Consider the following 19817-nt stretch of genomic DNA (forward strand, 5'->3'; position numbering starts at 1 on the left):
CGTTTCGAGTCCGTACAGTGAAGCCCGTGACCGACTTCACCTCCACCGACATCGCGTCAACGGACCCTGCCCGTCCCGCAGGTGAGGCGCACGCGCACACCCCACGGGCCGACGTCGTCCTTCCCTGCCTGGACGAGGCCGCAGCACTGCCCGAGGTGCTCGGGCGCATCCCCGCCGGCTGGCGGGCGATCGTCGTCGACAACGGCTCCACGGACGGCTCGGCCGGCCTCGCCCGCTCGCTCGGCGCCACGGTGGTGCACGAGCCGCGCCGCGGCTTCGGCTCCGCCTGCCACGCCGGACTCCTCGCCGCGGACGCGCAGTACGTGTGCTTCTGCGACTGCGACGGCTCCCTCGACCCCGGGCTGCTTCCCGACCTCGTCAGCCAGGTCCACCACGGGAAGGCCGATCTGGTACTCGGGCGCCGGCGCCCCCAGGGCCGGGGGGCCTGGCCGCCCCACGCCCGCGCGGGAAACCTGGCGCTGGCCCGCATGCTGCGCCGCCGCACCGGCCTGCGCCTGCACGACCTCGGGCCGATGCGCGCCGCCCGCCGGGACGACCTGCTCGCCCTCGACCTGACCGACCGACGCAGCGGATACCCCCTCCAGATGGTCGTGCGCGCCGCCGACGCCGGGCTACGGGTGTCCGAGACGGCCGTTCCGTACCTGCCGCGCACCGGAAAGTCCAAGGTCACCGGCACCTGGCGGGGCACCTGGCATGCCGTGCGCGACATGCGCGCCGTCCTGCGCCAACCGCCGGTGCCGCAGCAGCCGTCGCCCCGTACCGGAACGACCCCATGACGGGCCGTCACGGACCGGAGGGCCCGACCGCGTTGCTCGTGATTGCCAAGGAACCGGTGCCCGGCCGGGTGAAGACCCGGCTCACACCGCCCTTCAGCCCCCACGAGGCGGCCCGGTTGGCCGAGGCGGCACTCGCCGACACGCTGCGGGCCGTACTCGACCTGCCCGCGCGGCGCCGCACGGTCGTCCTCGACGGACGACCCGGTCCCTGGCTGCCGCCGGGTATCGACGTCCTGCCCCAGTGCGCGGGCGGACTCGACGAACGGATCGCCGCGGCGTTCGGCGCCGGCACGGGCCCCACCCTGCTCATCGGCATGGACACCCCGCAGATCACCCACGAACTCCTGGCCCCCGCTCTCGGCCCGGACGCGTGGCGGGACTGCGACGCCTGGTTCGGTCCGGCCGAGGACGGTGGCTTCTGGGCCCTGGGCCTGGCTGCGCCGGACCCGTCGCTGCTGCGCGGTGTCCCCATGTCCGTCCCGGAGACCGGAGCTGTCCAGCGCGCACGGCTGACGGCCGCAGGGCTGGCCGTCCGCGACCTGGCCCCACTGCGGGACATCGACACCGCGGACGACGCCGCACACGTCGCCGCCGCCGCACCGCACGGGCGTTTCGCCGCCGCCCTCGCCCGCATCCCGCGGGCGCGTGCGCACTCGAACCGGTCCGCCGCCCCGGAGGTCCGAAGCCGATGAGCACCACCGTTCCGCCGTGCGGCCGGGACACCACCGCCTGGCGCACCGACCCCTACGCCGAGGCACTGCGCAGCGGACGCGGCCCGCTGTTCCTGCGCCGCAGCGACGGGTGGCTGCTTCCGCTGGACATCGAGCGGTGGTGCGCGGCGGCCGACGCCGCCGACATGTCGGCGCTGCGCCGGTGCGAAGGCGCCGTCCTCGACATCGGGTGCGGGCCCGGACGCCTGGTCGCGGCGCTCACCGAGCGCGGCCACCGGGCACTCGGCATCGACATCAACCAGGCGGCCGTCGAGCGCACCCTGCGGCTGAGCGGGACCGCCCTGCTGCGGTCCGTCTTCGAACCGCTGCCGGGCGAGGGCCGTTGGGAGACCGCACTGCTCGTGGACGGCAACATCGGCATCGGCGGAGACCCGCGCGCACTTCTGCGCCGGGCCGCGGAACTCCTCAGGCCCGGCGGGCTGCTCCTCGCCGAGACCGCGCCCGTCGACGTCGACGAGCGGGTCCGGGTGCGCGTCGACGACGGACGGGGCGGAGCCGACGGCAACAGCGCCGACGCGGACTTCCCGTGGGCGCGCCTCGGTTCGGCGGCACTGCTGCGGTACGCGGGAGCGCTCGGCTGGCTCCCCGTCGATCAGTGGTCGGCGGACGGGCGGGCCTTCGTGGCCCTGCGCCGCAGCCGGAGCAGCTCCACCGTCAGCCAGACCGCCGAGACCGCGAACAGCCCGGCCGTGATCAGCAGCCAGCGCGGAAGGAACACGTCGGCGGGCAGCCCGGTGTACGGGGTGTAGTTCTCGACCTGACCGGTGATCAGGGGGAACCACACCAGCAACAGCAGCCCGGACAGAAAGGCCGGGACCCTGACGAAGTTGACGTCGGCCCGGCGTCCGGCGGCTGCTCCGGGCCACCGTCCGGCGCCCGCCCGCAGGCCCCGGTCCGCCAGCGAGTACAGCGGCACCAGCACCAGGTCGTGCACCAGCGCCGCGCCGGCGAACCAGATCACGATCGCGAGCCGGTCCCCGTCCAGCAGCCGGACGCCCGCGTATCCCGCCAGGGCGAACGAGGAGAGCATCAGCAGCAGGTGCAGCGTCCCCTCCCCGTACCAGCGGCGTGCCCGGCGGAGGCCCTGAACCCTCATGTCAGCTCTCCGAAGGTCAGCCGGGACACCCACTTGGTGTTGAGGACCCCGGGGGCGGCCGGGACGATGATCCGGGCCGGGTAGCCGTGATCGGGCGAGAGTGTCTCCCCGTTGACCTCCAGCGCCAGCAGCGAGCGGGGATCGCGCACCTGGTTGTCGCGGAGCGCGGCACTGCGGAACGCCCCTGTGCGCTGCAGCGATTCGACCAGGACGGCGGGAGGACGGTCCCGTTCGAAGCCGGCGAGCGCGGCGAGGTCCCGCAGCCGCACCCCCCGCCACCACTGGTCCGAGGTCGACCAGCCCTCCACGCAGGCGATCGGCAGGGCCGCGCTGTACAGGGCGAGTCCGAGGAGATCCTCCCGGCTCATCGCGATGTTCCCGGCCGGGCCGCTGACGGTCAGCCGCCACGCCTCACCGGTGTCGGCGGGCCGGATTCCCCTGGCTTCGGCGGTCTTGTTGATCTGGAACCCGTTCGGCCCCGACCCGGGATCCCGGCCGCCGTGCGGCGCGAGCAGGGCCGTACTCCGCAGCGGATCGATGCTCTGGCCCGCCGTCGTCGCCAGCAGGACGAGCGAGCCCGCGCCGACGGCACCCAGGGCCCCGCGCCGGGAGACAGTGGGGGCGGCGGGGTCCGGCGACGCGAGGCCGTCCTCCCCCGCCCCCGTCGACGGCTCCGGCCCGGGGTCGAAGGAGCCGTTCCGTCGACGTTCCCGCAGCGCACGCAGGGCCTGGGGCAGCCGGAGCCCGACATGGGCCACGAACGCGGCGAAGAACACCCACGCACCGTAGAAGTGGAGGGGATAGAAGGAGCCGGGGAAGATGTACTCGAGCTGGATGTCGAGCAGACCGGTGACGAACTCGAACAGGGCCCCGCCCACGAGCAGCAGCAGCGACAGCCGCTCCAGTGCGTGGCCCACGGAACGCACCGGCGGCAGCGCGAAGAGCTTCGGCACCACCGACCACAGTTTCGCCAGCAGGACCGGAACCAGCGCGACGCCGAGGGTGACGTGCAACCCCTGGGTGAGCCGGTAGAGCCAGTGCGGGTCGGTCGGCCAGGGAAAGAGATAGAACCCCAGCCGGCCCTTGCCCGGGGTCTTGTCGTTGACCGGTGCCAGATCCGGGTTGTACGCGGCGTACGACAACAGGCCGGTGACGAACAGCAGCGTGACCCCCGCCAGCAGGACGACGCCGAGCAGCGCAGTGAACCGAACCCCGCGCACGGGACTGCGCCAGAATCCGGGAGACGACGGGAGCCGGGGGGGTGCCGTGTCTCTTCTGTCTCCCATGGCACGACGATAGGGCGCGGCCGGGCCGCACGGCGGGTACGACCTGTGACGAAAGCCTGACGTCCGTCCCGGGACCGGTTCTGACGATTCCGTGACACCACCCCGCTGCAGCCCCGGCGTCGTCCGCGGGCCGCCTAACGTGCCGGTGTGACGACCGAAGCACGCACCAGGGACCCGCGGACCGTCCGTGAGCTTCCGGGCAGCCGCCGCCCGGATCTGATCGCCGCCGGCTGCGGCGCCCTGCTCGTCACCGCCGCCGTGTGCATCGGCCAGGTCATCGAGCGCGCCGACGGAACCCTGCGCGTCAACTGGCCTCCGCTGTACGCCGTCTGGGAACCGCATCTCGGGTTCGGCACGCCGGCCGCGATCACGATCGCCCTGGCGGTGATCACCTGCGGTCCGGCCCTGGCGGAACGGCTCCCCTGGCGCGCTCTCCTGGTCACCGCCTGGACGGCTTCCCTGGCCTGGATCTTCTCGCTGGCTCTCGTCGACGGCTGGCACCGCGGCGTCGCCCGGCGTCTCACCACCCGGTACGAGTACCTCCGGGCCGTGGACCGCTTCGACGACGTCGGAGCGGCTCTGCGCGAATTCGACCGGCACATCCTCTTCGGCTTTCCGGACCCGTGGCCGGCGCACGTCGCCGGCCATCCGCCGGGTGCCGTCCTCACCTTCGTGGGGCTCGACCGCATCGGTCTCGGCGGGGGCTCCTGGGCCGGGATCTGGTGCATCGTCCTCGGCAGCACCGCCTCGGCCGCCGCACTCGTCGCCGTCCGGGCCCTGGCCGACGAGTCACTCGCCCGCAGGGCCGCACCGTTCCTCGTCCTGGCCCCGTCCGCGATCTGGACGGGCGCCTCGGCCGACGGGTACTTCACCGCCGTCGCCGCCGGGTCGGTCGCACTGCTCGCGCTGGCCGCCACCGGCACGGGCCGGTCCGCCGCCGCCGCTGCCCTGGGGGCGGGCCTCCTGTTCGGCCTCACGTGCTACCTCTCGTACGGCCTGACCCTGTTCGCCGTGATCTCGGCCGCCGTCCTGGTCATCGCCCGGACCGCTCGTCCGCTTCCGCTGTGGTCGGCCGGTGCCCTCGTCGTCCCGGCCGCCTTCACCCTGGCCGGTTTCGACTGGTGGCAGGCCTACCACTTGCTGGTCGAGCGCTATTACCAAGGGGCCGCGGGTGTGCGTCCGTACTCCTACTGGGTCTGGGCGAACCTCGCCTGCACCGTGGTCCTCGTCGGCTTCGCCACGGTCGCCGGCCTCCGCAGATCCCTGGCGGCCCAGCCCTCGGCCGTACGACGCCTGCTGCGACGACGGCCGTCCGAGGGGCCGCCCACCTCCACGGACCGACTGGCCCTCCTCGTCCTGGCCGCCCTGCTCGCCGTCGCCGTCGCCGATCTGTCCGGCATGAGCAAGGCGGAGACCGAGCGCATCTGGCTGCCGTTCGCCCTGTGGCTGCTCCCGGCCGCAGCGCTGCTCCCGGCCGGCACCCGGCGCGGCTGGCTGACCGCACAGGCCGTCCTCGCCCTCCTGGTCAACCACCTGCTGTTCACCGGTTGGTAGGCCCGGGCGTCGTCACCCGGCACCCCGGCCCGACCAGGGGCGACGAGCCAGTAGTCGTCCTCCGCCGCCTCCGAGAGCATCCGGTCGGAGGTTGAGATCGAAGGCCCGCGCCCACCCCTCGTACGCCTCCGGGGCAACGGCCGCCACCAGCACATCGCGGGGGGCCGCCTGGGGTCAGGAGCCGGCAGAACCCTTGAAGGCGCTGGCCACTCGAACCCCTTGCCGCCACCGCCGCGTCGACACGGCAGCACGAAAATCGGCACAGAAAACCCCCCTGACCGCGTTTCCGCAGGTCAGAGGGGTTCGAACAGGTGGAGCCTAGGGGAGTCGAACCCCTGACATCTGCCATGCAAAGACAGCGCTCTACCAACTGAGCTAAGGCCCCTCGGACGGCGGATCCGACCGGGGCATCGCTGCTTCCCGTCGTTCGCCGCAGACCAGAGTACCCGCTCCCCCAGGGATTCTCACAAAGGGACGGGGGACTCCCCGCCCCCGGTCACGCTTCGTAGGATGGCGCCGAGGTTCGCAGCAGCGAAGGGGAGTCGTCATGGATGCTGCACAGCAGGAGGCCACCGCAAAAGCCCGGGAGCTCCAGCGGAGCTGGTACGGGGAACCACTGGGCACTCTCTTCCGGCGGCTCATCGACGACCTCGGCCTCAACCAGGCGCGCCTGGCGGCCTCCCTCGGCCTCTCGGCGCCCATGCTGTCGCAGCTGATGAGCGGCCAGCGCGCCAAGATCGGCAACCCCGCGGTGGTGCAGCGCGTGCAGGCGCTGCAGGAACTCGCCCGGAACGTCGCGGACGGCACCGTCACGGCTGCCGAGGCTGCCGGCCGCATGGACGAGATCAAGCAGTCCTCGGGGGGTTCGATGCTGAGCAGCAGCACCGCGCAGAGCACGCCGAGTTCGGGTGCCCCGACCGTCCGCCGGGTGGTCCGGGAGATCCAGTCGCTGCTCAGGTCCGTGTCGGCCGCGGGGGACGTCATCGACGCCGCCGATTCCCTCGCCCCGGCCCACCCCGAACTGGCAGAGTTCCTCCGGGTGTACGGCGCCGGACGGACCGCGGACGCCGTCGCCCACTACGAGGCACACCAGAACTGAGGACAGAGGCGGACACGGGGCGATGGGTGAGGTCTTCGCCGGCCGGTACGAGCTGATCGATCCGGTCGGGCGAGGCGGAGCGGGGGCGGTGTGGCGCGCCTGGGACCGGCGCCGCGGACGCTACGTGGCCGCCAAGGTGCTGCTGCAGAGCGACGCCCACACACTGCTGCGCTTCGTCCGGGAGCAGGCCCTGCGGATCGACCACCCGCACGTCCTGGCACCGGCCAGTTGGGCCGCCGACGACGACAAGGTCCTCTTCACCATGGACCTCGTCAGCGGCGGTTCCCTCGCCCATCTCGTCGGCGACTTCGGGCCGTTGCCGCCACGGTTCGTGTGCACGCTGCTCGACCAGTTGCTCGCCGGAGTCACCGCGGTCCACGCCGAGGGCGTCGTCCACCGGGACATCAAGCCGGCCAACATCCTGCTCGAGGCGACCGGGACGAAGCGCCCGCACCTGCGGCTGTCCGACTTCGGCATCGCGATGCGCAAGGGCGAGCCGCGGCTCACCGAGACCGACTACGTGGTGGGAACCCCGGGCTATGTCGCACCCGAGCAACTGCGCGGGGCCGAACCGGACTTCCCCGCCGACCTGTTCGCGGTCGGCCTGGTCGCGCTCTACCTGCTGCAGGGACGCAAGCCCGACTCGCGCGCAATCGTCGAACACTTCACGCAACACGGTGCGCCCGAATCCGCGGCAGGCATTCCGCAGCCGCTGTGGCAGGTCGTGGCCACGTTGCTCCAACCGGACCCGCACGCCCGGTTCCGTACCGCCACGGGCGCCCGCAAGGCTCTCACCGCGGCCGTCGAGCTGCTGCCGCAGGCCGGCCCCGGCGACCCCGTCGAAGTCTTCGACCGGATCGGGCCGTTGCCTCCCGGATTCGGTCCGGACGGTCCGGACACGGCGGGGACGTCGTCCGCGGAGGGCACCGGAGGCTTCCCGCTCGCAACGAAGCAGTCCGCCACCGCTGCCCACCGGCCGGGCCCCGGTGCGGATCCGGCGCACGGGGCACCGCCGTCCGCCCCCGCGCCCGGGCCTGCCCCCGCTGCAACCGAACGCGACGTGGCCACGCATGCCTTCACCGCACCCGGCCGGCCCCCCGAAGCACCCGGAACACCGGCATCCGCTGCCCCGCTGCGGCCCGGGCCGCCGGCGAAGGTGGCGGTCCCGGTGCTCCTCGCGGCCCTGCTGTGCTTCGCGGTCGGCATCTGGGCCCTGACCACGGGCTGATTCACCAGCCGGGGGGCGGCCCGAACCGTCCTTCCTGCGGCGGTGGTTGCTGCGTCGCCGGAATCCCGGCAGCAGCCCGGCGCCGGGCGACCAGCGTCCACCCCGCGAGCCCCAGCGCCAACGCCGTTCCGGTCCCGATGCCCGCCGCACCGATCACCCGCAGCGTTCCCGCGGACAGCCCGCCCGCCGGGGCCGTGCCGTTCTTCGCCGCCTCGAGGTCCTCGTCGGTGACGGCGAACCCGGCCTCCGCAGCGTCGCCGTCGTACTCGGGTGCCGCCGTCCGTTCCCCCTCCACGTCGATGCGCAGGGTGACGGGCACCTCCCCGTCGAAGAACTGCGTGACGTCGCGGTGCACGGTGACGGCGAGGTAGTACCAGCCGGCGAAACGCACGGCGCTGACGCTGCTCTGCGCGTCGAAGCGGTTGTTGTAGGCGACGGGCGCGGTCCCGACGGCACTGCCCACCTGTTCGCCCCGGTAGGACTCGAAGTCGTCGGTGACGTGGCCGCGCGCGGGGTTGTGCAAGGTCAGGCCCACGGCGTTCGAGACATAGCCGGAAGCAGCCGCCTTCTCCGTGTCCGGGATCTCGGCGGCGGCGAAGAGCTGTCGGCCCCAGTCCACCGGCACCCGGTAGAAGCGCGTCTCACCGGGACGGACGCGGTCCTTCCAGACGCCGTCGGCGATCGGGCCCGCATCGTTGAACCCGCTGCCGCCCCGGGCTCTTTTCGGCGTACCCGACGGCGGAACGGGGGGATCGGAGCTCCAACTCCCTTCCGCGGGAGGCGTGGTGGTCTCACCGGGGGCACCGGGCTCGTTCACGAAGCGGATCTCGAGCGGCCAGCGGCCCGCGTCGGAGCTCTCCCTGCCCTTGCGTTCCACGCTGAACAGGTAGGGGCCGGCCTTCTGGCACCGCGCACTCGGTCCGGGGTTCATCGTGCGGGAGGCGTAGTCCGCGATCGGATAGGACTCGTCACCGCCGGAGAAACCCACCGACTTCTCGCTGCAGTGCTCGCCGGAGCTGCTCCTCAGCCGGACCGTGATGCCGTCGCCGTAGGACGCGACGCCGGTGCCCGGGCGCGGAGCGGCGGTCGCCGAGAGGAAGGCACTGGACTTCGCGTCCAGGTCGACCGTGTAGTACAGCCGCTCGCCGGGTCCGATGCTGTCCGTGTACTGACCCGGTCCGAGGGGCGTGGCCCGGTCGCCGCCGGCTCCGCCGTGCACCGCCTTCCCCTCGGCCCCGTAGGCCCGCGGATTCCCCCCGGTCCCGGCCATCGCCTGTCCCTGAGCAGCGGCGACGGCGCACAGCACCGCCATTCCGGCGAGCCCCAGCCGGGCCCTGCTGCGTTGCCCCATCCCGTGCCACCCCTCGTCGTCCGTCCCCGCCGCGCGCCCCAGGGGCACCGGGGCACGCCCGCCCGCCGCCCATGCCCGCAAGCGCCCGCGACCGGTCCCATCCTGCCCCGGATGCGCCGTAGTTGGTCAGCTGGGGGGCCGAAAAGCGCGTGCCGCCGGCCGCCGGTGACGGAGTCCCGGTCAGGAGTCCCGTTCCGTTCGGCCCCGGACGGCGCGGAGCCCCGACCGCTCGGCAGTCGGGGCTCCGCAACGCGTCTTTTCGGCTCACACACCCGAACCTGCGGGCACGGAGTCGGTCGCCTCCGTCCACAGATCCTGCTCGGCGCGGTCCGCCTGGATCTGGCGGTACACGAGGAGCCCGCCGATGGCGGCCAGTGCGACCAGGAGAATCTTCTTCACCGCGCGACCTCGTCCTTCATTGACGTAGGGGACCTCTGGCGGCCGATGATACACACCGGCCGATACCAATCGGTGACCTCCGTCCCTCCCCCAACTCGGCCGCCGGACGCTGCAATCCCGGCACTTCCGGGGCCCGGGACGCAGGCGGTGCGTCGAGCGGCACCGCGCAGACCGTCACGGAGAAACAGAAAGGGCCCCGGTCCGAAGACCGGGGCCCTTCTCGCGGTGGGGCTAACAGGACTTGAACCTGTGGCCTCTTCCTTATCAGGGAAGCGCTCTAACCGTCTGAGCTATAGCCCCGCGCTGCACCGAAAGATTAGCGCACCACCTGCCAGGTCCCAAAATCGGTACGGCAGCTCCGGCTTCAGCACACGGACAGCGCGTCACCAGCGGCTACTCGTCCTCCGCCAGGGTGAGCTCCACGCCACCGACGAAACCGGCCGAGATGTTGTAGACGAAGGCACCGAGGGTGGCCAGAGCCGTCGCCAGCACCACGTCGATCAGGCCGATCACCGCGGTGAACATCAGCACCCGGGGCAGCGACAGGAACGTCTCGAGATCGAAACCGCCCCCCTGACCCGACCCGGTGGCGTCGCTGATCGTCCCGCCCACGGTGCTGAAGACGCCCATCGCGTCCATGACCGTCCACAGCACGGCGACCGCGACCACCGCGCAGATCCCCAGCGCGAGCGACAGCATGAAGCTGACCTTCATCACCGACCAGGGATCGGCCTTCGCCACCCGCAGCCGCGCCTTGCGCGTCCGGGGAGCCACCTGTACCCCGGTACGGGGCCGGCGCACCGGCTTCTCGCCCGCAGGCCCGTGATCGCCCTGCGGGACCACCATCGGCGACGCCTGCGGCTGCGCGGGCCGGTACGGCGGCAGCGGCGGCTGCGGCTGCGGCTGTGGCTGCGGCTGCGGTTGTGGCTGACGTGTCTCGGTCACCGTGGTGCCCCCACCCTGAGTGTTCTCACCCCGAGTGTCCTCACCCGGCGATGCCTTCTGCTGCGCCCGGCCTCCGCTGTCACCGTCACCGGCGGAGCCACGGTCTCCCTCCGGTGCGGCCGGCGGACCGGAGGGAGACGTCTCCCCGACTCCCGGCTTGTCCGGTCCGGCCTCCGTGGCTCCGCTCACGACCTACTCCTCCACGCTCCCGACCGAGGACTCGGCGCCCTCGGCGACCTCGGACCCGGTCTCGGCAACCGCCTCGACGATCTCCTCGACCTCTTCAGCCGCCCGCCCGGCCTCGGCGTTCCTCGCGACACCGACCACGGCATCGCGCTTGCCCAGGTTGATCAGCTGAACGCCCATCGTGTCACGGCCCGTCTCCCGGACCTCATCGACCCGGGTCCGGATGACCCCGCCGCCCAGTGTGATGGCGAGGATCTCGTCGCTCTCCTCCACCACCAGGGCGCCGACCAGCGAGCCCCGGTCCTCCACGATCTTGGCGGCCTTGATGCCCAGACCGCCGCGGCCCTGGACCCGGTACTCGTCGACCGCCGTCCGCTTGGCGTAGCCGCCGTCGGTGGCCGTGAACACGAAGGTCCCCGGCCGGACGACGTTCATCGACAGGAGCTCGTCGTCCTCACGGAAGCTCATGCCCTTCACACCGGACGTGGCACGGCCCATCGGACGCAGCGACTCGTCCGTCGCCGTGAACCGGATGGACTGCGCCTTCCGGCTCACCAGCAGCAGGTCGTCGGCGGCGGACACCAGCTCCGCGCCGATCAGCTCGTCCTCGCCCCGGCCCTCGGTCTCCCGCAGGTTGATGGCGATCACACCACCGGAGCGCGGGGAGTCGTAGTCCTTCAGCGGGGTCTTCTTCACCAGGCCGGACTTGGTGGCCAGCACCAGGTACGGCACGGTCTCGTAGTCCCGGATCGCGAGGATCCGTGCGATCTGCTCGTCCGGCTGGAAGGCCAGCAGGTTCGCCACGTGCTGGCCCCGCGCGTCCCGGCCGGCGTCGGGGAGCTCGTACGCCTTGGCCCGGTAGACCCGGCCCTTGTTCGTGAAGAACAGCAGCCAGTGGTGGGTCGTGGACACGAAGAAGTGTTCGACGATGTCGTCCTCCTTCAGCTTCGTGCCGCGCACCCCCTTGCCGCCGCGCTTCTGGGACCGGTAGTCGTCCGTCTTCGTCCGCTTGACGTAGCCGCCCCGCGTGATGGTGACGACGATGTCCTCCTCGGCGATCAGGTCCTCGATGGACATGTCGCCCTCGAAGGGCACCAGCTTGCTGCGGCGGTCGTCGCCGAACTTGTCGACCAGAGCCGTGAGTTCGTCGCGGATGATCTCCCGCTGGCGCTGCGGCGAGGCGAGGATCGCCTTGTACTCGTCGATCCGCGCCTGGATCTCGTCGTGCTCCTGGATGATCTTCTGCCGCTCCAGGGCGGCCAGCCGGCGCAGCTGCATCTCCAGGATGGCGTTCGCCTGGATCTCGTCGATCGTCAGCAGGTCCATCAGGCCGGTGCGCGCCGTGTCGACCGTGTCGCTGCGCCGGATCAGCGCGATGACCTCGTCGATCGCATCCAGGGCCTTCAGCAGGCCGCGCAGGATGTGGGCCCGCTCCTCGGCCTTGCGCAGCCGGAACTTCGTCCGCCGGACGATGACCTCGATCTGGTGCGTCACCCAGTGCCGGATGAACGCGTCCAGGGAGAGGGTGCGCGGCACGCCGTCGACGAGCGCCAGCATGTTGGCGCCGAAGTTCGTCTGGAGATCGGTGTGCTTGTACAGGTTGTTCAGCACGACCTTCGCGACCGCGTCCCGCTTCAGCACGACGACCAGACGCTGACCGGTCCGCGACGAGGTCTCGTCGCGGACGTCCGCGATGCCGCCGATCCGGCCGTCCTTCACCAGGTCGGCGATCTTCTGCGCGAGGTTGTCGGGGTTCACCTGGTACGGCAGCTCGGTGACCACCAGGCACTGCCGGCCCTGGACCTCCTCGACCTCGACGACGGCACGCATCGTGATCGAACCACGACCGGTGCGGTACGCCTCCTCGATGCCCTTGCGGCCCACGACGAGCGCGCCGGTCGGGAAGTCCGGGCCCTTGATGCGCTCCATGAGGGCGTCGAGCAGTTCCTCGTTCGAGGCGTCGGGGTTCTCCAGCGCCCACTTCGCGCCGGCGGCCACCTCCCGCAGGTTGTGCGGGGGGATGTTCGTGGCCATGCCGACCGCGATGCCCGCCGAGCCGTTGATCAGCAGGTTCGGGAAACGCGACGGAAGGACCGTCGGCTCCTGGTTGCGGCCGTCGTAGTTGTCCTGGAAGTCGACGGTCTCCTCGTCGATGTCCCGGAGCATCTCCATCGACAGCGGCGCCATCTTGCACTCGGTGTACCGCATGGCGGCGGCCGGGTCGTTGCCCGGCGAACCGAAGTTGCCGTTGCTGTCGACGAGCGGCATCCGCATCGACCAGGACTGCGCCAGGCGGACCAGGGCGTCGTAGATCGACGAGTCGCCGTGCGGATGGTACGTACCCATGACGTCGCCGACGACGCGGGCGCACTTGTAGAAGCCCTTCTCGGGCCGGTACCCGCCGTCGTACATCGCGTAGAGCACGCGGCGGTGCACGGGCTTGAGACCGTCGCGCACGTCCGGCAGCGCGCGGCTGACGATCACGCTCATCGCGTAGTCGAGGTAGCTGCGCTGCATCTCCGTCTCGAGGCCGACCGCCTCGACACGCATGCCGACGCCCTCGGTCACGGGCTGCTCGCTGGCGGGGATCTCAGGGGCGCCCGGTGCGGGGGTGTTCTCGGTGTTGTCGTCGGCCATGGCCGGTCAACTGTCCTTTCGCGAGGGGGGCTCCCGGCGCGGGGCCGGGAGACGCGGGCCGACTCAGATGTCGAGGAAGCGGACGTCCTTGGCGTTGCGCTGGATGAAGGAGCGCCGGGCCTCGACGTCCTCGCCCATCAGCACCGAGAACAGGTCGTCGGCCTGTGCCGCGTCGTCCAGGGTCACCTGGCCGAGGACCCGGTGGTCGGTGTCCATGGTGGTGATCCGCAGCTCCTCGGCGTTCATCTCGCCGAGGCCCTTGAAGCGCTGGACCGAGTCGTCCTTGATCCGCTTGCCGTTCTGCCGCCCGAGCTCGATCAGGGCGTCACGCTCCCGGTCGGAGTAGGCGTACTCGAAGTCGTCCCGGCCCCACTTGATCTTGTAGAGCGGCGGGCGGGAGAGGTACACGTGCCCGGCCTCGACCAGCGGCCGCATGAAGCGGAAGAGGAACGTCAGCAGCAGGGTGTTGATGTGCTGGCCGTCGACGTCGGCGTCCGCCATCAGGATGATCTTGTGATAGCGCAGCTTCTCGATGTCGAAGTCCTCGTGGACCCCGGTGCCGAAGGCCGAGATCAGCGCCTGGACCTCCTGGTTCTGGAGGATCTTGTCGATCCGCGCCTTCTCCACGTTCAGGATCTTGCCGCGGATCGGCAGGATGGCCTGGTACTGCGGATTGCGTCCCGACTTCGCCGAACCGCCGGCGGAGTCACCCTCGACGATGAAGATCTCGCACTTGGTCGGATCGTTCGACTGGCAGTCGCTCAGCTTGCCCGGCAGGGACGCGCTCTCCAGCAGGCCCTTGCGGCGGGTCAGGTCACGCGCCTTGCGGGCCGCGACCCGGGCCGTGGCCGCCTGCACGGCCTTGCGGATGATGTCCGCCGCCTCGTTCGGATTGCGGTCCAGCCAGTCCGAGAAGTGCTCGTGGACGATCTTCTGCACGAAGGTCTTGGCCTCCGTGTTGCCCAGCTTCGTCTTGGTCTGGCCCTCGAACTGCGGCTCGCCCAGCTTCACCGAGATGATCGCCGTCAGACCCTCACGGATGTCCTCGCCGGTGAGGTTGTCGTCCTTCTCGCGCAGCAGCTTCTTGTCCCGCGCATAGCGGTTGACCAGGCCGGTCATCGCCGCACGGAAGCCTTCCTCATGGGTGCCGCCCTCGTGCGTGTGGATCGTGTTCGCGAAGCTGTAGACACCCTCCGAGTACTGGGAGTTCCACTGCATCGCGATCTCCACCGCGAGCATCCGCTCCTTGTCCTCGGCCTCGATCGAGATCACCGAGGGGTGGATCAGCTCGCCCTTGCGGGCGTTCAGGTACTTCACGAAGTCGACGATGCCGCCCTCGTAGTGGTACCGGACGCTCAGCGGCTTGCCGTCCTCGTCGACGTGCGCCGGCCGCTCGTCGGTCAGCGAGATGGCCAGCCCCTTGTTCAGGAACGCCATCTCCTGGAAGCGCCGCGACAGCGTCTCGAAGGAGTACTCGGTGGTCTCGAAGATGTCCGGGTCGGCCCAGAACGTGACCGAGGTGCCGGTGGTGTCGACCGCCTCGTTCTTCGCCAGCGGCGCGGTGGGGGTACCGAGCTTGTAGTCCTGGGTCCACCGGTAGCCGTCCGTACGGACCTCCACCGAGACCCGGCTCGACAGGGCGTTGACGACCGAGACACCGACACCGTGCAGACCGCCGGAGACCGCGTAGCCGCCGCCGCCGAACTTGCCGCCCGCGTGCAGCACAGTCAGCACGACCTCGACCGCGGGCTTCCCCTCCGAGGCGATGATGCCGACGGGGATGCCGCGGCCGTTGTCGACGACCCGGACGCCGCCGTCGGGCAGGATCGTGACCTCGATGGTGTCCGCGTGCCCGGCCATGGCCTCGTCGACCGAGTTGTCGACGACCTCCTGCACCAGGTGGTGCAGCCCGCGCTCGCCGGTGGAGCCGATGTACATGCCGGGCCGCTTGCGGACGGCGTCCAGACCCTCGAGGACCGTGATCGCGCTGGCGTCGTACGACGCCTTCTCCGGCGCGGGCCCGGCCTGCTGGGGGCCAACGGAGCCGGCTTCGGCCCCTTCGGCCTGGGGAGCGGTGATGTTCTCGTTGGGGTTGCCGGAATCGGCCACGAAGCGCCCTTTCTGGCACAGCACAAACCGTCTCCGGGGCATGCGGGAGCGGCTGCGTCGTTCGACTTGTTCCGCGAGTCGGCGGGATTGCGACCAGTCTACCGGTAGCGGTGACACGCATGGGGGTTTGCGGGTGCCTCAGTCCGCATGTGCCGCCCTGAACTGGCGTCCACCGACTCCCCATATGCGGGCCAGGCCTCCAAGAGGCTCACAGCGGCACTCAGCGCTTCCGACTGTCAACCCTCGACTACCGTCCGGCGCATCCCCGGCGGCGTGATGTGGATCACCCGCGGGACGGCCTCGGCCGGCCGCTCCGCGGATACCCGGAACAGTCAGCCGTAGGTGTCGCCGGGGCCGGTGCTCCCCGGTGCCCGCAGGGGTCCGAAACGGCGCTGCGGGCCCCCGGGCCCCAGCACCTTGATCAGCCGCACCGTGCCCTGGCCGAGGTCCTCGTTGAGCCGCGCGACGAGCTGCGGCGCCAGCAGCCGCAGCTGGGTCGCCCACGCCGTCGAATCGCACTGGACGGTCAGGACGCGGGCCTCCTCGTCGTACTTCTGCGGCGCACAGTGCTGCGCCACCTCCGCACCGACCAACTGGGGCCAGCGCCCCATGACCCCGCCGACCGCCGCCGGGGCCTCCCAGCCGCGCTCGGTGATCAGCCTGTTGATCGCCGCTCCCAGTGGCAGCGGGTCCCGGCCGTCCGCGCGGGCACCCGACCGCAGACCGCCGCGCCGGGCCTGCTTGCGCTGCTGGACGACCGCCCCCCGGGCCCGGGCCTGCTCCTTCGCGGCCCGGAGCGCCACCCGCGCCAGGTCCACCCCGGACGCTTCGGCCGGCGCGTCCACCCCGGGCCCACGGTCCTGCGGCCGATCGTCCTGCGGCCGGTCGCTCATGCCTGCACCCTCTCCACGGAGCCATCGGCCACGACGTAGCGCGCCCCGGTCAGCAGGTCGGGGACGTCCTCCTCCACGGCGGCCGTGACCAGCACCTGCTCGCCGGGGGCGACCAGTTCCGCCAGGCGCTCCCGGCGCTTCGCGTCGAGTTCGGCGAACACGTCGTCCAGGACGAGCACCGGCTCGTCGCCCTCCGCGCGCAGCAGTTCGTACGACGCCAGTCGCAGCGCGAGCGCGAACGACCACGACTCGCCGTGGCTCGCGTAACCCTTGGCCGGCAACCGTCCGAGCCGGAGCAGCAGGTCGTCCCGGTGCGGACCGACGAGCGTGACGCCGCGTTCGATCTCCTGCCTGCGGGCCTCGGACATCGCGGCGAGAAGCGTTGAATACAGCTCCTCCCGGCTCCTGGCGGGCGGCGCATCGCTGCTTTCCCGGGCGGCGGTCCGGTATTCGAGCGCGACCGGTCCTCCGCCGGGAGCCAGCTGCTCGTACGCCTTGTCGGCCAGCGGCTGGAGGACGGTGACCAGGTCGAGCCGCTGGGCGAGCAGTTCGGCGCCCGCCCTCGCCAGGTGCTGGTCCCAGACGTCGAGGGTGGACAGGTCCGCGGAGCGCCCCCCGTGGCGGCGGGCCATGGCAGCGCTCTTGAGCAGGGTGTTGCGCTGCTTGAGGACGCGGTCGTAGTCCTGCCGGACCCCGGCCATCCGCGGCGAACGGGCGATGATCAACTCGTCGAGGAACCGGCGGCGTTCACCCGGATCGCCCTTGACGAGTGCCAGGTCCTCGGGAGCGAACAGGACCGTGCGCACCATGCCGAGCACGTCGCGCGGCCTGACCTGCGAGGACCGGTTGATGCGCGCGCGGTTGGCGCGGCCGGGGTTGAGCTCGAGCTCGATCAGCTGCCGGCGCTCGCCCTGCACCACGGACGCCCGCACGACGGCCCGGTCGGCGCCCATGCGCACCAGCGGCGCGTCCGAGGAGACCCGGTGACTGCCGAGGGTGGCGAGATAGCCGACCGCCTCCACGAGGTTGGTCTTGCCCTGGCCGTTGGGGCCGACGAACGCCGTGACGCCCGGGCCGAGCGGAACCTCGGCCCGGGCGTACGAGCGGAAGTCGGCGAGCGACAGGTGCGAAACGTGCATGACGCGCTGCGGCCCGAGCCGCCGACCTCCCTCGGATGTTCCCGGTTACTTGGCCGACTCGACCGCGTGGCCGCCGAACTGGTTGCGCAGCGCGGCGATCATCTTCATCGAGGGCGAGTCGTCCTGGCGCGAGGAGAAGCGGGCGAACAGCGACGCGGTGATCGCGGGCAGCGGCACCGCGTGGTCGATCGCCGCCTCGACGGTCCAGCGTCCCTCGCCGGAGTCCTGGGCGAAGCCGCGCAGCCGGTGCAGGTGCTCGTCCTCGTCCAGGGCGCGGACGGCCAGGTCGAGCAGCCAGGACCGGATGACGGTGCCCTCCTGCCAGCTGCGGAACACCTCGCGGACGTCGGTCACCGAGTCCACTGCCTCGAGCAGCTCCCAGCCCTCGGCGAAGGCCTGCATCATGGCGTACTCGATGCCGTTGTGGACCATCTTGGCGAAGTGGCCCGCGCCGACCTTGCCCGCGTGGACGGAGCCGAAGTCGCCCTCCGGCTTGAGGGCGTCGAAGACCGGCTGGACCTTCGCGACGTGCTCGGCGTCTCCGCCGTACATCAGCGCGTAGCCGTTCTCCAGGCCCCAGACGCCGCCGGAGACACCGCAGTCGACGAAGCCGATGCCCTTGGCCGCCAGCTCGTCGGCGTGCCTCTCGTCGTCGGTCCAGCGGGAGTTGCCACCGTCGACCACGACGTCACCGGGCGAGAGCAGCCCGCCGAGCTCGTCGATCGTGGCCTGGGTGGCGGCACCCGCGGGGACCATGACCCAGACGACGCGCGGGCCCTTGAGCTTGCCCACCAGCTCTTCCAGGCTGCTGACGTCGGCGAGTTCCGGATTGCGGTCGTATCCGATGACGGTGTGACCTGCGCGGCGGATGCGCTCGCGCATGTTGCCGCCCATCTTGCCGAGACCGACGAGACCGAGCTCCATCAGTGTTCCTCTTGACCTAGTCGTGTGCTTCGTACCCAGGCCCGAGCCTACGCCGGGCCGACGGGGCTCACCTGTGGGCTCAGCCGCTCAGGCGCACCGGCATGATCAGGTACTTGTACGCGTCGTCGGCCTCGGCGTCGACCGCCGGCCTGCCGCTGAGCAGCGCCGGCTTGGTCGAGGTGGTGAAGGACAGCTGGGCCACGGGGGAGTCGATGGCACTGAGCCCCTCGAGCAGGAAGCCGGGGTTGAAGGCGATCGAGATGTCGTCGCCCTCGAGCTGCGCGTCCACCCGCTCCACAGCCTGTGCATCGTCGCTGGAACCGGCTTCGAGGATCAGCACGCCCTGCTCGAAGCTCAGCCGGACCGGGGTGTTCCGCTCGGCGACCAGGGCCACCCGCTTGACGGCGTCGACGAAGGGCGCGGTCTCGATCACGGCCACCGAGTTGAACTCGGTCGGGAACAGCGTCCGGTACTTCGGCAGATCGCCCTCGAGCAACCGCGTCGTGGTCCGGCGTCCCGCGCCCTCGAAGCCGATCAGGCCTTCACCGGCACCGGACCCGGCCAGGGCGATGCTCACGGTGTCGCCGCTGGTCAGGGATTTGGCGGTGTCGAGCAGCGTCTTGGCGGGGACCAGGGCCACGGCCGACAGGTCCGGCGACTCCGGCTTCCACAGGAACTCGCGGACGGCGAAGCGGTAGCGGTCCGTGGCGGCCAGGGTGACGGTGTCGCCCTCGATCTCGATGCGTACACCGGTGAGCACCGGCAGGGTGTCGTCGCGTCCGGCGGCAATGGCGACCTGTGCGGCGGCAGCGGCGAAGACCTCGCCGGGGACGGTGCCGGTGGCAGTGGGCATCTGCGGCAGCGCCGGGTACTCCTCCACAGGCAGGGTGTGGAGTGTGAATCGCGAGGAACCGCAGACCACGGTGACCCGCACGCCTTCGGTGGAGATCTCGACCGGCCGGTTCGGCAGGGCGCGGCAGATGTCGGCCAGCAGCCGGCCGGAGACCAGGACGGTGCCGTCCTCCTCGACGTCCGCTTCCACGGAGACCCGCGCCGAGACCTCGTAGTCGAAGCCGGAGAGGCTCAGGGTGCCCTCCTCGGCCTTCAGCAGCAGGCCGGCGAGCACCGGCACCGGCGGACGGGCCGGGAGGCTGCGGGCCGCCCAGGCGACTGCCTCCGCGAGTACATCGCGCTCCACCCGGATCTTCACCGGAACCGCCTCCTGCTGTTTCTCGCTCGCCCTGCCGGCCTTCGTCGACGGCAACGGGCTGCGTCCGCCGGATGCGGGGTGCCGTTGCCGGAGACCAGTCTGACGTACGCCGCCGACAGCCGTTGCGGGTCGGGGTCAAGTCACCGTCGGTGCGGGGCGGGGCCAGCGGGCCGAGTTGTGCACAGGGCCCATTTCCGAACGAGTTCCCAGCTGGATAAAGGTAGTCGTAGTAG

16 protein-coding genes and 2 tRNA genes are annotated in these 19817 nt (G+C 71.5%); 6 read left to right on the top strand and 12 right to left on the bottom strand.

What is annotated here, in order from left to right; all coding sequences use genetic code 11:
* Positions 1-50 precede the first annotated feature (50 nt).
* The 3 genes from M1E25_RS14045 to M1E25_RS25645 are packed head-to-tail and all read left to right on the top strand — an operon-like array spanning position 51 to position 2277.
* Positions 51-797: a glycosyltransferase family 2 protein gene (locus tag M1E25_RS14045; RefSeq protein WP_308290429.1), complete on the top strand. Its 747-nt coding sequence runs from the start codon at positions 51-53 to the stop codon at positions 795-797.
* The gene (locus tag M1E25_RS14050; RefSeq protein ID WP_251415086.1) at positions 794-1489 is read left to right on the top strand and encodes a TIGR04282 family arsenosugar biosynthesis glycosyltransferase; all 696 of its coding nucleotides are present in this window, start codon (positions 794-796) and stop codon (positions 1487-1489) included. The genes M1E25_RS14045 and M1E25_RS14050 overlap by 4 nt, the downstream gene beginning before the upstream one ends.
* Positions 1486-2277, top strand: a complete 792-nt coding sequence (locus M1E25_RS25645; protein ID WP_285830745.1) for a class I SAM-dependent methyltransferase — start codon at positions 1486-1488, stop codon at positions 2275-2277. The genes M1E25_RS14050 and M1E25_RS25645 overlap by 4 nt, the downstream gene beginning before the upstream one ends.
* Before the next feature lie 343 nt (positions 2278-2620).
* Here the strand turns inward: M1E25_RS25645 and M1E25_RS14065 are convergent, their stop codons facing one another.
* On the bottom strand, positions 2621-3910 hold the full coding sequence (locus M1E25_RS14065) for a molybdopterin-dependent oxidoreductase (protein WP_251415092.1): 1290 nt from the start codon (positions 3908-3910) through the stop codon (positions 2621-2623).
* 147 nt (positions 3911-4057) lie between these two features.
* Here M1E25_RS14065 and M1E25_RS14070 point away from each other — a divergent pair, with 147 nt between their 5' ends.
* Entirely contained in the window at positions 4058-5464 is a 1407-nt protein-coding gene (locus M1E25_RS14070; protein WP_251415094.1) for a hypothetical protein, read from the top strand.
* Positions 5465-5776: 312 nt separating this feature from the next.
* Here the strand turns inward: M1E25_RS14070 and M1E25_RS14075 are convergent.
* Positions 5777-5849: transfer RNA gene (locus M1E25_RS14075), tRNA-Ala, on the bottom strand.
* A gap of 162 nt (positions 5850-6011) precedes the next feature.
* On the opposite strand from M1E25_RS14075, the gene M1E25_RS14080 reads away from it, so the two are divergent.
* Both M1E25_RS14080 and M1E25_RS14085 read left to right on the top strand, forming a co-directional pair.
* A complete protein-coding gene (locus tag M1E25_RS14080; RefSeq protein WP_251415096.1) occupies positions 6012-6563 on the top strand; it encodes a DNA-binding protein in 552 nt (183 codons plus the stop codon).
* A 22-nt stretch (positions 6564-6585) separates the two neighbouring features.
* Positions 6586-7791, top strand: coding sequence for a serine/threonine-protein kinase (locus M1E25_RS14085; RefSeq protein WP_251415098.1), 1206 nt, complete (start codon positions 6586-6588; stop codon positions 7789-7791).
* Position 7792: 1 nt separating this feature from the next.
* On the opposite strand, the gene M1E25_RS14090 is transcribed toward M1E25_RS14085, so the two are convergent.
* The 10 genes from M1E25_RS14090 to dnaN form a co-directional block, all read right to left on the bottom strand.
* On the bottom strand, positions 7793-9142 hold the full coding sequence (locus M1E25_RS14090) for a hypothetical protein (protein WP_251415100.1): 1350 nt from the start codon (positions 9140-9142) through the stop codon (positions 7793-7795).
* A 264-nt stretch (positions 9143-9406) separates the two neighbouring features.
* On the bottom strand, positions 9407-9541 hold the full coding sequence (locus tag M1E25_RS14095) for a DLW-39 family protein (RefSeq protein WP_251415102.1): 135 nt from the start codon (positions 9539-9541) through the stop codon (positions 9407-9409).
* A gap of 226 nt (positions 9542-9767) precedes the next feature.
* Positions 9768-9841: transfer RNA gene (locus M1E25_RS14100), tRNA-Ile, on the bottom strand.
* A gap of 93 nt (positions 9842-9934) precedes the next feature.
* The gene (locus M1E25_RS25770) at positions 9935-10675 is read right to left on the bottom strand and encodes a DUF3566 domain-containing protein (protein WP_251415104.1); all 741 of its coding nucleotides are present in this window, start codon (positions 10673-10675) and stop codon (positions 9935-9937) included.
* 3 nt (positions 10676-10678) lie between these two features.
* Positions 10679-13309, bottom strand: coding sequence for a DNA gyrase subunit A (gene gyrA, locus M1E25_RS14110; protein ID WP_251415107.1), 2631 nt, complete (start codon positions 13307-13309; stop codon positions 10679-10681).
* A gap of 63 nt (positions 13310-13372) precedes the next feature.
* Positions 13373-15442, bottom strand: coding sequence for a DNA topoisomerase (ATP-hydrolyzing) subunit B (gyrB, locus tag M1E25_RS14115; protein ID WP_251415110.1), 2070 nt, complete (start codon positions 15440-15442; stop codon positions 13373-13375).
* A 308-nt stretch (positions 15443-15750) separates the two neighbouring features.
* Positions 15751-16311 (bottom strand): DciA family protein, encoded by a 561-nt coding sequence (locus M1E25_RS14120; RefSeq protein ID WP_251415113.1) that lies wholly within the window; start codon positions 16309-16311, stop codon positions 15751-15753.
* Positions 16308-17450 (bottom strand): DNA replication/repair protein RecF, encoded by a 1143-nt coding sequence (recF, locus tag M1E25_RS14125; RefSeq protein WP_251415116.1) that lies wholly within the window; start codon positions 17448-17450, stop codon positions 16308-16310. The genes M1E25_RS14120 and recF overlap by 4 nt, the downstream gene beginning before the upstream one ends.
* 45 nt (positions 17451-17495) lie before the next feature.
* Positions 17496-18374, bottom strand: coding sequence for a phosphogluconate dehydrogenase (NAD(+)-dependent, decarboxylating) (gene gnd, locus M1E25_RS14130; RefSeq protein WP_251415118.1), 879 nt, complete (start codon positions 18372-18374; stop codon positions 17496-17498).
* A gap of 79 nt (positions 18375-18453) precedes the next feature.
* The gene (gene dnaN, locus M1E25_RS14135) at positions 18454-19584 is read right to left on the bottom strand and encodes a DNA polymerase III subunit beta (protein ID WP_251415366.1); all 1131 of its coding nucleotides are present in this window, start codon (positions 19582-19584) and stop codon (positions 18454-18456) included.
* Positions 19585-19817 lie beyond the last annotated feature (233 nt).

Source organism: Streptomyces meridianus (genome assembly GCF_023703325.1).
Lineage (GTDB): Bacteria > Actinomycetota > Actinomycetes > Streptomycetales > Streptomycetaceae > Streptomyces > Streptomyces meridianus.